A 13,104-nucleotide genomic window follows, 5' to 3' on the forward strand; every position below is an offset into this window, starting at 1 on the left:
CCCCCTTCGCCCGGGGCCCGCCGCCCCCCTCGCCAAGAAGGCTTGAAATGTACCGTCTCCTCTTCGATCTGCTCTTCAAGCGCATGGACCCGGAGAAGGCCCACCACCTGGCCTTCGGCTGGATCCGCGCCGCCGCCCGGGTGCCCGTCCTGCGCACCCTGGTCGCCGCCGTCCTGGCCCCCCGCCACAAGGCGCTGCGCACCGAGGCCCTCGGCCTGCGCATGCACGGCCCCTTCGGCCTCGCGGCCGGCTTCGACAAGAACGCCTCCGCCATCGACGGCATGACGATGCTGGGCTTCGACCACGTCGAGATCGGCACCGTCACCGCCCAGCCGCAGCCCGGCAACCCGAAGAAGCGCCTCTTCCGCCTCGTGGCCGACCGCGCGCTCATCAACCGCATGGGCTTCAACAACGACGGCTCCGCGGCCGTCGCCGAGCGCCTGGCGGCCCGCAAGGCGGCCTTCCGGACGACCGTGGGCGTCAACATCGGCAAGACCAAGGTGGTGCCCGAGGAGGAGGCCGTCGCCGACTACGTCACCTCCACCGAGCGCCTCGCCGCCCACGCCGACTACCTCGTCGTCAACGTCTCGTCGCCCAACACGCCCGGCCTGCGCAACCTCCAGGCCACCGAGGCGCTGCGCCCCCTGCTGGCCGCCGTCCGCGAGGCCGCGGACCGCACGGTCACCTCGCGCCGCGTCCCGCTGCTGGTGAAGATCGCCCCCGACCTGGCCGACGAGGACGTCGACGCCGTCGCCGACCTCGCCGTCGAGCTGGGCCTGGACGGCATCATCGCCACCAACACCACCATCGCCCGGGACGGCCTCGGCCTGAAGACCCCCGCGCGGACCGTCGAGGCCATCGGCGCCGGCGGCCTGTCCGGCGCGCCCCTCAAGGCCCGCTCGCTGGAGGTCATCGGCCGCCTGTACGCCCGCGTGGGCGACCGGATCACCCTCGTGGGCGTGGGCGGCGTCGAGACCGCCGACGACGCCTGGGAGCGCATCCTGGCGGGCGCCACGCTGGTCCAGGGCTACAGCGCCTTCATCTACGAGGGCCCCTTCTGGTGCCGGCGGATCCACCGCGGCCTGGCCGAGCGCCTCGCCGCCTCCCCGTACGCCACCCTCGCCGACGCCGTCGGCGCCGAGACCCGGAAGAAGGCCGCCGCATGACCCTCGCACCCTTCGGTACCCGCCTGCGCCGGGCGATGGACGAGCGCGGCCCGCTCTGCGTCGGCATCGACCCGCACGCGTCCCTGCTGGCCGACTGGGGCCTGTCCGACGACATCGCCGGCCTGGAGCGCTTCACGCGCGTCGTCGTGGAGGCGCTCGCCGACCGGGTCGCCGTGCTCAAGCCGCAGTCCGCGTTCTTCGAGCGGTTCGGCTCGCGCGGCATCGCCGTCCTGGAGCGGGCGGTCGCCGACTCCCGGGAGGCCGGCGCGCTGGTCCTCATGGACGCCAAGCGCGGGGACATCGGCTCCACCATGGCCGCCTACGCCGCCACCTACCTGGACCCGGCCTCGCTGCTCTTCTCGGACGCCGTCACCGTCAGCCCCTACCTGGGCTACGGCTCGCTGCGCCCGGCCCTGGACCTGGCCCGCGAGAGCGGCACCGGCGTGTTCGTCCTCGCGCTGACCTCGAACCCCGAGGGCTCCGAGGTGCAGCACGCGGTGCGGGCCGGGGGAGCGAGCGTCGCCGCGACGATGCTGGACCACCTCCGGGCCGAGAACGCCGCGGAGAACGCGTCCGGTGCCATGGGCTCGTACGGCGCGGTCGTGGGCGCGACGCTGGGCGACACGCTCGGCGCGGCCGGCGCCGACCTGGCGATCGGCGGCCCGCTGCTGGCGCCCGGCATCGGCGCGCAGGGCGCGACCGCGGCGGACCTGCCGAAGGTCTTCGGCGCGGCCGTGCGCGACGTCGTCCCGAACGTCAGCCGCGGCGTGCTGCGGCACGGCCCGGACGTGGCCGCGCTGCGCGCGAGCGCCGCCCGGTTCGCGGACGAGGTCCGGGAAGCGGTGGACGCGAGCGGTACCGGGGCACGCTGAAGCCGCCCCGCCGTCCGGCAGGGCGGCGGGAGGCGGGCCCCGGAGGGCCGCGGGCCGGTCCCGGACGGGTCCGGGACCGGTCTCCGACAGTACCCGGCGGTACCCGGGACAAGATCTCGGACAAGAATTGTCGGTCATTATGTCCGGAAAGGTCCTGGTCGAGCGAGTCTGACCAGGACTTTTCGTCTGTTCTCGCTGACTGGAGCGGGATCGGCCGCTAGTCTCCGACGAGAGCGAACGTGCAAGCGCGTTGCTCGTTGCTCCGCAGGTGTGGGCCGACTAGGTTCCTCACCGGTCCGTTATCCGACAGTTCGATATCCGAGGTGACGTAGGCGTGGCTCTTCCGCCCCTTACCCCTGAACAGCGCGCAGCCGCGCTCGAAAAGGCCGCCGCGGCTCGCCGGGAGCGCGCCGAGGTCAAGAATCGGCTCAAGCACTCCGGCGCCTCGCTGCACGAGGTCATCGAGCAGGGCCAGAAGAATGAAGTCATCGGCAAGATGAAGGTCAGCGCACTCCTGGAGAGCCTTCCGGGTGTGGGCAAGGTCCGCGCCAAGCAGATCATGGAGCGGCTCGGCATCTCCGAGAGCCGCCGGGTGCGCGGGCTCGGCTCGAATCAGATCGCCTCCTTGGAGCGTGAGTTCGGCGGCAAGGCCGCCTGACGTTCCCAGGCACTCCCGGGAACCGGGATAATCACTGCATGAGTACTGCAGTCTCCCGGGGGACGTCCCCCGTACCCCCGGCCAGACAACCGCGGCTGACCGTGCTCTCCGGCCCCTCCGGGGTCGGTAAGAGCACGGTCGTCGCCCATATGCGCAAGGCCCACCCCGAGGTATGGCTCTCGGTATCGGCCACCACCCGCAAGCCGCGCCCCGGCGAGCAGGAAGGTGTCCAGTACTTCTTCGTGGACGACGGCGAATTCGACAAGCTCGTCGCCAACGGTGAGCTGCTGGAGTGGGCGGAGTTCGCCGGCAACCGCTACGGCACGCCGCGCCAGGCGGTCCTCGACCGCCTGGAGGCCGGTGAGCCCGTGTTGCTGGAGATCGACCTCCAGGGCGCCCGGCAGGTCCGCGAGTCCATGCCGGACGCCCAGCTGGTCTTCCTCGCGCCCCCGAGCTGGGACGAGCTGGTCCGCCGGCTCACCGGCCGGGGCACCGAGTCGCCCGAGGTCATCGAGCGCCGACTGGCCGCCGCGAAGGTCGAGCTGGCGGCCGAGTCGGAGTTCGATGTGACGTTGGTCAACACCTCCGTCGAGGACGTCGCGCGCGAGCTGCTAGCCTTGCTGCGTTGAACTGGGGATATCCCCCCGAAGTTCCTGATCTCCACCCCCATCGGAAGGCAGACAGTGTCCTCTTCCATCACCGCGCCCGAGGGCATCATCAACCCTCCGATCGATGAGCTCCTCGAGGCCACCGACTCGAAGTACAGCCTGGTGATCTACGCCGCCAAGCGCGCCCGTCAGATCAACGCTTACTACTCGCAGCTCGGCGAGGGCCTGCTGGAGTACGTCGGTCCGCTGGTGGACACCCACGTCCACGAGAAGCCGCTCTCCATCGCGCTCCGTGAGATCAACGCCGGTCTGCTGACCTCCGAGGCCATCGAGGCCCCGGCCCAGTAGGCCTTCGGTTCCTCACAGCCACAGGCCCGGCAGGGCCCCTCCCGCGTTTGCCGGGGGGAGCGCCTGCCGGGCCTGTGGTGTGTCATGGGACCGTACGGTCGTACGTACGCACGAGATGGCGGGGAGAAGCCAAACGATGGACAAGCCCAAGGTCGTCCTGGGGGTCAGCGGCGGGATCGCCGCCTACAAGGCCTGCGAGCTGCTGCGCCGCCTCACCGAGTCGGGGCACTCCGTACGGGTGGTTCCGACCGCCGCGTCGCTGCACTTCGTCGGCGAGGCGACCTGGTCGGCGCTGTCCGGGCAGCCGGCCGCCACCCAGGTGTGGGACTCCGTGCACGAGGTGCCGCACGTGCGGATCGGCCAGGAGGCCGACCTCGTCGTCGTCGCGCCCGCCACCGCCGACATGCTGGCCAAGGCCGCGCACGGGCTCGCCGACGACCTGCTGACCAACACCCTGCTCACGGCCCGCTGCCCGGTCGTCTTCGCGCCCGCGATGCACACCGAGATGTGGGAGAACCAGGCCACCCAGGAGAACGTGGCGACCCTGCGCCGCCGCGGCGCGATCGTGATCGAGCCCGCCGTCGGCCGGCTGACCGGCGTCGACACCGGCAAGGGCCGGCTGCCCGACCCCGAGGCGATCTTCGAGGTCTGCCGCCGGGTGCTGGCCCGCGGCGCCGAGGGCCGGGCCATGGACCTCACGGGCCGCCACGTGGTCGTCAGCGCGGGCGGCACCCGGGAGCCGCTGGACCCCGTGCGCTTCCTCGGTAACCGCTCCTCGGGCAAGCAGGGCTACGCCCTGGCCCGTACGGCCGTGGCGCGCGGGGCCAGGGTGACGCTCGTCGCCGCCAACAGCGAGCTGCCCGACCCCGCGGGCGTCGATGTGGTGCGGGTGGGGACGGCGGTGCAGATGCGGGAGGCGGTGCTCAAGGCCGCCGCCGACGCCGACGCCGTGGTGATGGCGGCCGCCGTGGCCGACTTCCGTCCGGCCTCCTACGCCTCCGGCAAGATCAAGAAGCGGGACGGACAGGACCCGGAACCGGTCGTTCTGGTGCGTAATCCGGACATCCTCGCGGAACTTTCCGCGGAACGCGCCCGTCCGGGCCAGATCGTGGTGGGCTTCGCGGCGGAGACGGACGACGTCCTCGCCAACGGCCGGACCAAGCTCGCGCGCAAGGGCTGTGACCTCCTCGTGGTCAACGAGGTCGGGGAGCGGAAGACCTTCGGCGCCGAGCGGAGCGAGGCCGTCGTGCTGGCGCCCGACGGCTCCGAGACGCCGGTGCCCTTCGGTCCCAAGGAGGGCCTCGCCGACATCGTCTGGAATCTTGTGACGGACCGCCTTTCCTGAGGCTCCAGGGGCTCCGGAGACGGAAGGTGTCGCAGGTCACTCCGCCGGTGAAGGGGAACCGGATGCCCCAACCACGAGAACGCCGGATAAACTGGCTCAGGATCCGCGTCGAGCGCAGCTCTCGAACCGGGTCCTGCAAATGATCAGCCAGCAGCCGCTGCAACCCCAGGGAGCGATGTGTCCCGCCGCCTGTTCACCTCGGAATCTGTGACCGAGGGTCACCCCGACAAGATCGCTGACCAGATCAGCGACACCATTCTCGACGCCCTCCTCCGGGAGGACCCGACCTCCCGCGTCGCCGTCGAGACGCTGATCACCACCGGCCTGGTGCACGTGGCCGGAGAGGTGACGACCAAGGCGTACGCGCCGATCGCCACCCTCGTGCGCAACAAGATCCTGGAGATCGGCTACGACTCCTCCAAGAAGGGCTTCGACGGCGCCTCCTGCGGCGTCTCGGTGTCCATCGGCGGCCAGTCCGCCGACATCGCGCAGGGCGTCGACACCGCGTACGAGAGCCGTGTCGAGGGTGACGAGGACGAGCTCGACAAGCAGGGCGCCGGCGACCAGGGCCTGATGTTCGGCTACGCCTGCGACGAGACCCCCGAGCTGATGCCGCTGCCGATCCACCTGGCGCACCGGCTCTCCCGCCGCCTGTCGGAGGTCCGCAAGAACGGGACCATCCCCTACCTGCGCCCCGACGGCAAGACCCAGGTCACCATCGAGTACGACGGCAACAAGGCCGTGCGCCTCGACACCGTCGTCGTCTCCTCCCAGCACGCGTCCGACATCGACCTGGACTCGCTGCTGGCACCCGACATCCGCGAGTTCGTCGTCGAGCACGTCCTCAAGGAGCTCGTCGAGGACGGCATCAAGCTCGACACCGACGGCTACCGCCTCCTGGTGAACCCGACCGGCCGCTTCGAGATCGGCGGCCCGATGGGCGACGCCGGCCTCACCGGCCGCAAGATCATCATCGACACCTACGGCGGCATGGCCCGCCACGGCGGCGGTGCCTTCTCCGGCAAGGACCCGTCCAAGGTCGACCGCTCGGCCGCGTACGCCATGCGCTGGGTCGCGAAGAACGTCGTCGCCGCGGGCCTGGCCGCCCGCTGCGAGGTCCAGGTCGCCTACGCCATCGGCAAGGCCGAGCCCGTCGGCCTCTTCGTCGAGACCTTCGGCACCAACACGGTCGAGACCGAGAAGATCGAGAACGCCATCGCCGAGGTCTTCGACCTCCGCCCGGCCGCGATCATCCGCGACCTCGACCTGCTCCGCCCGATCTACGCCCAGACCGCCGCGTACGGCCACTTCGGCCGCGAGCTGCCCGACTTCACGTGGGAGCGCACGGACCGGGTGGACGCCCTGAAGAAGGCCGCGGGCCTCTAAGCCCCGGCTGCCGGCTGTGCCGCGTACGGCCCCGGACCGCAGAATCGGTTCGGGGCCGTACGCGTACCCCCTCCCGCCGGTGCGCCCGCCCCGGCCGAGCGCCCTCCGCTGTCAGTGCGGTCTGCTAAGACTGGAGCTGTGAGCAGCGAGAACGGGCGGTCGGGGGCGGGAGTGCCGCCCGAGGCGGCGGAGCAAGGGGGGGAGCAGCTCGCGTTCATCCGGGAGACGGTCCGCAAGGCGAAGGTGCCGCGGGCGAAGCCGCGGACGTGGCGCGGCGCGCCTCTGGCGAAGTCCCTGCCCATCGCCCGTGTGCTGGTCGACAAGGGCCCCGTCCACCTCGACCAGCTGTGGCACTACGCCGTCCCGGCCGAGCTGGACGCCGCCGCCCAGCCGGGCACGCGGGTGCGGGTCCGCTTCGGCGCGGGCACCCGCAACGTACGGGACGGCCGCCGGGAGGGCGGCGGGCTCCTCGACGGGTACATCATCGAGCGGGTGGCCGAGTCCGAGTACCGGGGGCCGCTCGCGGCCCTGGCGCAGGTCCTGTCGCCCGAGCCCGTGCTCAGCCCCGCCCTGTACGAGCTGTGCCGCTCCGTCGCCGACCGTTACGCCGGCTCGCTCGCGGACGTCCTCCAGCTGGCGGTGCCGCCCCGGCACGCCCGCATCGAGGCCGAGCCGTCCCCCGAACCGCTGCCTTCCCCGGCCCGCCCCGGCCCGGGCACCTGGTCCCGCTATCCGACGGGCCAGGCCTTCCTGGACGCGGTCTCCCGGGGAGACTCGCCGCGTGCCGTGTGGACGGCCCTGCCGGGCCCGCACTGGCCGCAGGAGCTGGCCCGGGCCGCCGGCACCGCCCTCGCCGCCGGGCGCGGCGCGCTGCTCGTCCTGCCGGACGGCCGGTCCGCCGCGCGGGTCGACGCCGAGCTGACCGCGCTGCTGGGGGAGGGGCGGCATGTCCTCCTGACCGCCGACCTCGGCCCCGAGGAGCGGTACCGCCGCTGGCTGGCGGTCAGCCGGGGGTCCGTGCGGGTCGTCGTCGGGACCCGGGCCGCCATGTTCGCGCCGGTGCGCTCCCTCGGCCTCGTCGCGATCTGGGACGACGGCGACGCGAGCCACAGCGCGCAGAACGCCCCGCACCCGCACGCCCGCGAGGTGCTGATGTCCCGGGCGGCCCACGAGAAGGCGGCGTTCCTGCTGGGCGGCTTCGGCTGCACGGTGGAGGCCGCCCAGCTGGTCAACACCGGCTGGGCCCTGCCGCTGGCCGCCGACCGGGACCGGGTCAGGGCGACGGCACCGCTGATCCGCACGGTCGGCGACGCCGACGAGGCACGGGACGAGGCCGCCCGCGCCGCTCGCCTGCCCACGCTCGCCTGGCAGGCCGCCCGGGAAGGCCTCAAGCACGGCCCGGTGCTGGTGCAGGTGCCGCGCCGTGGGTACGTCCCCCGGCTGGCCTGCGAGCGGTGCCGCGAGCGGGCCCGCTGCACGACGTGCGTCGGGCCCCTGGAGGCGCTGAAGGGCGACGGCGGCCTGCGCTGCGGCTGGTGCGGTCAGGGGCAGCCGGACTGGCACTGCGCCGAGTGCGGCGGGAGGCAGCTCCGCGCCCGGGTCGTCGGGGCCGGGCGCACCGCGGAGGAGCTGGGACAGGCCTTTCCATCGGTGCCCGTGCGCACCTCCGGCCGTGACCACATCCTCGACAGCGTTCCCGACCGCCCGGCGCTCGTCGTGTCCACGCCCGGGGCCGAGCCGGTCGCCGAGGGGGGGTACGCGGCGGCGCTGCTCCTCGACGGCTGGGCGCTGCTCGGCTTTCCCGACCTGCGGGCGGACGAGGAGGCGCTGCGCCGCTGGCTGGACGCGGCGGCGCTGGTGCGGAGCCAGGCCGAGGGCGGCACCGTGGTGATCGTCGCCGAGCCGACGCTCCGTCCGGTGCAGGCGCTCGTCCGCTGGGACCCCGCGGGGCACGCCGTGCGCGAGCTCGCCGACCGCGCGGAGCTGGGCTTCCCGCCCGTGTCGCGGATGGCCTCCGTCTCGGGCCCCCCGGCGGCCGTGGCCGAATTCCTCGCGGCGGCCGAGCTGCCGGCGGACGCGGAGGTGCTCGGTCCGGTGCCCATGCCCGTCACGGCACCCGGTCGCCCGCGCCGGCCGGGCGAGGCACCGGCGGGGGAGCGGTGGGACCGTGCCCTGCTGAGGGTCCGTCCCGGGCGGGGCGCCGCGCTGGCCTCGGCGCTCAAGATCGCCCAGGCCGCCCGGCTGGCCCGCCGGGACGGCGAGCCGGTGTCGCTCCGGATCGACCCGCTCAACATCGGCTGAGCGGGGACGCCTCCCGGGCGGCGGCGTTCCGCGACCGGCCCGTACGCGCCCGGCCGGTGCCGGCTTCCCGGAAGGCCGACGGAGCCTTCGGGGACCTCGGGGCCGGTGCCGGCCCGCGCGGGCCGGGCCCGGTGCGGGGCCCCCGCCCGCCGGAGTGCCACGGCCCGCGTCGCTCAGCCGTTGCGCGGGCCGGGGAAGGCCGGGGGCCTCGGTTCGTCGCGGTGGGGGGCCACGCTCTGGACCGGGACGGTGCGGGCCGCGGGGACGACCGGGACCGCCGGGACGGCCGCGGGCTCGGCGGTGCGGACCGCCTCCGCGGGCTCCGGGGTGCTCTGGCCGTTGGACCGGCGGGCGCCGTAACGGCGGTGCACCGCCTGCTTGGTGACGCCCAGTGCCGAACCCACCGCGTCCCACGAGAAGCCCAGCGAGCGGTCGAAGTCGACCGCGGCCGTCACCAGCGTCTCGACGCTGTCCCGCAGCTCCTGCGCCAGCCGTACGGTCGGCGCGGGGGCCCGCCCGTAGACGACGAAGCCGGCCGACGGGCCGGTGCGCCGCGGGCGGTAGACGTTGCCCAGCTGAGCGGTGAGGGTGCGCAGGGCGTCCACCTGCCTGCGGACCCGCTCGATGTCCCGGACCAGAAGATGCAGGCTGGCCCGTGCCTGGGCGTCGTGGGTTGCGTGGTCGGCCATGAAGTAGCCTCTCGGACCGGCGGGGTAAAAGGACTAAAAAAGGCGAGAGTTGACAAGGAACGGAAGCGGGCCGCTGCCGCGGCCCGTTCAGGTCAATCTCTCTTGACCACAACGCGCCACTGGCCGCCGGGTCACGGTATGGGGGCGCACATCCGCCGGAATGGGGCGCGTGAGTGCCCGTACGCCCCCTGGGGGAGCGGGCCCCTAGACTGGTGGGCTGTTCCACTCGGCGCTCGAGGAGAGGTAGTTCGCCACCCATGAGGCTCGTCTTCGCCGGCACCCCCGAGGTCGCCGTCCCCGCCCTCGACGCCCTGATCGCCTCGGACCGGCACGAGGTCGTCGCCGTCGTCACCCGGCCCGACGCCCCCGCCGGGCGCGGCCGCCGGCTGGTCGCCAGCCCCGTCGCCCAGCGCGCCGAGGAGGCCGGCATCGAGGTGCTCAAGCCCGTCCGGCCGCGCGATGAGGACTTCCTCGCCCGGCTGGCGGAGATCGCCCCCGACTGCTGCCCGGTCGTCGCCTACGGCGCGCTGCTGCCCAAGGCTGCCCTGGAGGTCCCCGCCCGCGGCTGGGTCAACCTCCACTTCTCGCTGCTGCCCGCCTGGCGCGGTGCCGCGCCCGTCCAGCACGCGATCCTCGCCGGCGACGAGGTCACCGGCGCCTCCACCTTCCTGATCGAGGAGGGTCTGGACTCCGGCCCGGTCTACGGCGTGCTCACCGAGCACGTACGACCCACCGACACCAGCGGCGATCTGCTCACCCGGCTCGCCTTCGCGGGCGCCGGGCTGCTCTCCGCGACCATGGACGGCATCGAGGACGGCACCCTGGAGGCCGTTCCGCAGCCGGCCGACGGCATCTCCCTCGCCCCGAAGATCAATGTCGAGGACGCCCAGCTGGACTGGTCCGCGCCCGCCCTGCGGGTGGACCGCGTGGTGCGCGGCTGCGCCCCCGCGCCCGGCGCCTGGACGGTCTTCCGCGGCGAGCGGCTCAAGGTGATGGCCGTCGCCCTCGACACCGCCCGCACCGACCTCGCGCCCGGCGCCGTCGCCGCCGCCAAGAACTCCGTGCACGTCGGCACCGGCTCGCACGCGGTGGAGCTGCTCTGGGTCCAGCCGCAGGGCAAGAAGCCGATGAAGGCGGCCGACTGGGCCCGCGGCGTCCGCATCGCCGAGGGCGAGCGGCTCGGCGCGGCGTAGCCCGCGGCGGCTGCCTTCCGTGGGGCGGCTGCCTTCCGTGGGGCGGCTGCCTTCCGTGGGGCGTGCGAGCCTGGCTTCCCGTCACCGCTGTGCGGCCTCCTGCAACGGACGTGTGGCTTCCCGTGACGGACGTATGGCCTCCCGCGAAGGGTGGGCCGCTTCGCCGGGGAGAAGGGCGGGCCGCCCCCCGACGGGAAGAGCGGGCCGCCCCGCCCAGGACGCGCGGCGGCCCCGCCCGGCCCCCGCCGAGGGACGCCGCGCCCCGCCCACCGCGCCCGTCGTACGCTTGACCCCTTCACCACCCCAGCTCCGGAGCACCTTTCGTGAACGATCGCGCCCCTCGCCGTCCCGCAAAGCCCTACCGCCGGCCCAAGAAGGACCCGGTGCGGATCCTCGCCTTCGAGGCGCTGCGGGCCGTCGACGAGCGCGACGCCTACGCGAACCTGGTGCTGCCCCCGCTGCTGCGCAAGGCCCGTGAGCAGGAGGGCTTCGAGGCGCGCGACGCCGCCCTCGCCACCGAGCTCGTCTACGGCACGCTGCGCCGCCAGGGGACGTACGACGCGATCATCGCGTCCTGCGTCGACCGGCCGCTGCGCGAGGTCGACCCGCCGGTGCTGGACGTCCTGAGCCTGGGCGCGCACCAGCTGCTCGGCACCCGCATCCCGCCGCACGCGGCGGTGTCCGCCAGTGTCGAGCTGGCGCGGGTCGTGCTGGGTGACGGCCGCGCGAAGTTCGTCAACGCGGTGCTGCGCAAGATCACGGCGCACGACCTGGACGGCTGGCTGGAGCGGGTCGCCCCGCCGTACGAGGACGACCCCGAGGAGCACCTCGCCGTCGTCCACTCCCACCCGCGCTGGATCGTCTCCGCCCTGTGGGACGCGCTCGGCGGCGGCCGGGCCGGCATCGAGGACCTGCTGGACGCCGACAACGAACGGCCCGAGGTCACGCTCGTCGCCCGCCCCGGGCGCGCCACGACCGAGGAGCTGCTGGCCGCGGTCGGCGAGGACTCCGCGCTGCCCGGCCGCTGGTCGCCGCACGCCGTGCGGCTCGCCGAGGGCGGCGAGCCCGGCGCGCTGGAGGCCGTGCGCGAGGGCCGGGCCGGCGTCCAGGACGAGGGCAGCCAGCTGGTCGCGCTCGCCCTCGCGGCCGTGCCCGTGGAGGGGCCGGACACGCGCTGGCTGGACGGCTGCGCGGGCCCCGGCGGCAAGGCGGCGCTGCTCGGCGCGCTCGCGGCCGGGCGCGGTGCCGCGCTGCTGGCCTCCGAGAAGCAGCCGCACCGCGCCCGGCTGGTCGAGCGCGCGCTGGCCGGCAACCCCGGCCCGTACCAGGTGATCGCCGCCGACGGCACGCGCCCGCCGTGGCGCGAGGGCACCTTCGACCGGGTCCTGATGGACGTGCCCTGCACCGGTCTGGGCGCCCTGCGCCGCCGTCCCGAGGCGCGCTGGCGCCGCCGCCCCGAGGACCTGGCGGGCTTCGCGCCGCTCCAGCGCGACCTGCTGCGGGAGGCGCTGCGGGCCGTGCGGGTCGGGGGCGTCGTCGGTTACGCCACGTGCTCGCCGCACCCGGCGGAGACCAAGGCCGTCGTGACGGACGTCCTCAAGCGGGACGGCGTGAGCGCGGAGTGGATCGACGCGCGCCCGTACATGCAGGGGGTCCCGGCGCTCGGGGACGGCCCCGACGTGCAGCTGTGGCCGCATCTGCACGGCACGGACGCGATGTACCTGGCCCTGCTGCGCCGCACGGCGTAGCTTCCCGGGGCGGGGTCCCGGGAAGGGGCGGGTAGGGGAAAGAAGCGCCCGCATGGCAGGCTTAAGGACATGGCCGCGCAGATCAACCCCAGCATCCTCTCCGCCGACTTCGCCCGCCTCGCCGACGAGGCGCAGGCGGTCAAGGGCGCCGACTGGCTCCACGTCGACGTGATGGACAACCACTTCGTCCCCAACCTCACCCTCGGCGTGCCGGTCGTCGAGTCGCTGAGCCGGGCCACGGACATCCCGCTGGACTGCCACCTGATGATCGAGGACCCGGACCGCTGGGCCCCTCGGTTCGTCGAGGCCGGCGCCGGTTCCGTGACCTTCCACGCGGAGGCGGCCGCCGCCCCCGTGCGGCTGGCGCGGGAGATCCGGGCCAAGGGGGCGCGGGCGTCGATGGCGCTCAAGCCCGCGACGCCGATCGAGCCGTTCGAGGACCTGCTGCCCGAGCTGGACATGCTGCTGATCATGACGGTCGAGCCCGGCTTCGGCGGCCAGGCGTTCCTCGACATCATGCTCCCCAAGATCCGCCGCACCCGTGAGCTGATCTCGCGCCACGGCCTGGAGATGTGGCTCCAGGTCGACGGCGGGGTGTCGGCGGAGACCGTGGAGCGCTGCGCGGAGGCGGGGGCGGACGTCTTCGTGGCCGGATCCGCCGTCTACGGTACGGATGACCCGGCGGCGGCCGTACGCTCCCTGCGCGCGCAGGCGGAGCGGGCCACGGCCGGTGCGCCCTGGGCCTGCGCCCACTGACGCAGCCCCCGGCGCTCGCCCGAAATGCTGAGGG

12 protein-coding genes are annotated in these 13,104 nt (G+C 74.1%); 11 read left to right on the plus strand and 1 reads right to left on the minus strand.

Going from position 1 to position 13,104, the window contains the following annotated elements; translation table 11 throughout:
• The first annotated feature begins 47 nt into the window (after positions 1–47).
• The 8 genes from SMD11_RS27370 (at position 48) to SMD11_RS27405 (ending at position 8,684) form a co-directional block, all read left to right on the plus strand.
• A complete protein-coding gene (locus SMD11_RS27370) occupies positions 48–1,166 on the plus strand; it encodes a quinone-dependent dihydroorotate dehydrogenase (protein WP_087928984.1) in 1,119 nt (372 codons plus the stop codon).
• Positions 1,163–2,038, plus strand: a complete 876-nt coding sequence (gene pyrF / locus SMD11_RS27375; protein WP_087928985.1) for an orotidine-5'-phosphate decarboxylase — start codon at positions 1,163–1,165, stop codon at positions 2,036–2,038. Before SMD11_RS27370 ends, pyrF begins: the two co-directional genes overlap by 4 nt.
• Before the next feature lie 334 nt (positions 2,039–2,372).
• Positions 2,373–2,696 (plus strand): integration host factor, encoded by a 324-nt coding sequence (locus tag SMD11_RS27380; protein ID WP_087928986.1) that lies wholly within the window; start codon positions 2,373–2,375, stop codon positions 2,694–2,696.
• A 38-nt stretch (positions 2,697–2,734) separates the two neighbouring features.
• On the plus strand, positions 2,735–3,325 hold the full coding sequence (gmk, locus tag SMD11_RS27385) for a guanylate kinase (protein ID WP_087928987.1): 591 nt from the start codon (positions 2,735–2,737) through the stop codon (positions 3,323–3,325).
• A gap of 54 nt (positions 3,326–3,379) precedes the next feature.
• Positions 3,380–3,652, plus strand: a complete 273-nt coding sequence (gene rpoZ, locus SMD11_RS27390) for a DNA-directed RNA polymerase subunit omega (protein ID WP_004948662.1) — start codon at positions 3,380–3,382, stop codon at positions 3,650–3,652.
• 136 nt (positions 3,653–3,788) lie between these two features.
• Entirely contained in the window at positions 3,789–4,997 is a 1,209-nt protein-coding gene (gene coaBC / locus SMD11_RS27395; protein ID WP_199843962.1) for a bifunctional phosphopantothenoylcysteine decarboxylase/phosphopantothenate--cysteine ligase CoaBC, read from the plus strand.
• 177 nt (positions 4,998–5,174) lie between these two features.
• Positions 5,175–6,383, plus strand: coding sequence for a methionine adenosyltransferase (gene metK, locus SMD11_RS27400; protein WP_087928989.1), 1,209 nt, complete (start codon positions 5,175–5,177; stop codon positions 6,381–6,383).
• 138 nt (positions 6,384–6,521) lie between these two features.
• Positions 6,522–8,684, plus strand: a complete 2,163-nt coding sequence (locus SMD11_RS27405; protein ID WP_087928990.1) for a primosomal protein N' — start codon at positions 6,522–6,524, stop codon at positions 8,682–8,684.
• Positions 8,685–8,857: 173 nt separating this feature from the next.
• Here SMD11_RS27405 and SMD11_RS27410 read toward each other — a convergent pair whose 3' ends face one another.
• Positions 8,858–9,373 (minus strand): hypothetical protein, encoded by a 516-nt coding sequence (locus tag SMD11_RS27410; RefSeq protein ID WP_087928991.1) that lies wholly within the window; start codon positions 9,371–9,373, stop codon positions 8,858–8,860.
• Positions 9,374–9,630: 257 nt separating this feature from the next.
• Between SMD11_RS27410 and fmt the strand changes: the two genes are divergently transcribed.
• The 3 genes from fmt (at position 9,631) to rpe (ending at position 13,070) form a co-directional block, all read left to right on the plus strand.
• Positions 9,631–10,566 (plus strand): methionyl-tRNA formyltransferase, encoded by a 936-nt coding sequence (fmt, locus tag SMD11_RS27415; RefSeq protein ID WP_087928992.1) that lies wholly within the window; start codon positions 9,631–9,633, stop codon positions 10,564–10,566.
• 323 nt (positions 10,567–10,889) lie between these two features.
• Positions 10,890–12,314, plus strand: coding sequence for an RsmB/NOP family class I SAM-dependent RNA methyltransferase (locus SMD11_RS27420; protein WP_087928993.1), 1,425 nt, complete (start codon positions 10,890–10,892; stop codon positions 12,312–12,314).
• 69 nt (positions 12,315–12,383) lie between these two features.
• Positions 12,384–13,070, plus strand: a complete 687-nt coding sequence (rpe, locus tag SMD11_RS27425; protein WP_087928994.1) for a ribulose-phosphate 3-epimerase — start codon at positions 12,384–12,386, stop codon at positions 13,068–13,070.
• Positions 13,071–13,104: the final 34 nt, after the last annotated feature.

The sequence above is a fragment of the Streptomyces albireticuli genome, from assembly GCF_002192455.1.
GTDB classification, from domain to species: domain Bacteria; phylum Actinomycetota; class Actinomycetes; order Streptomycetales; family Streptomycetaceae; genus Streptomyces; species Streptomyces albireticuli_B.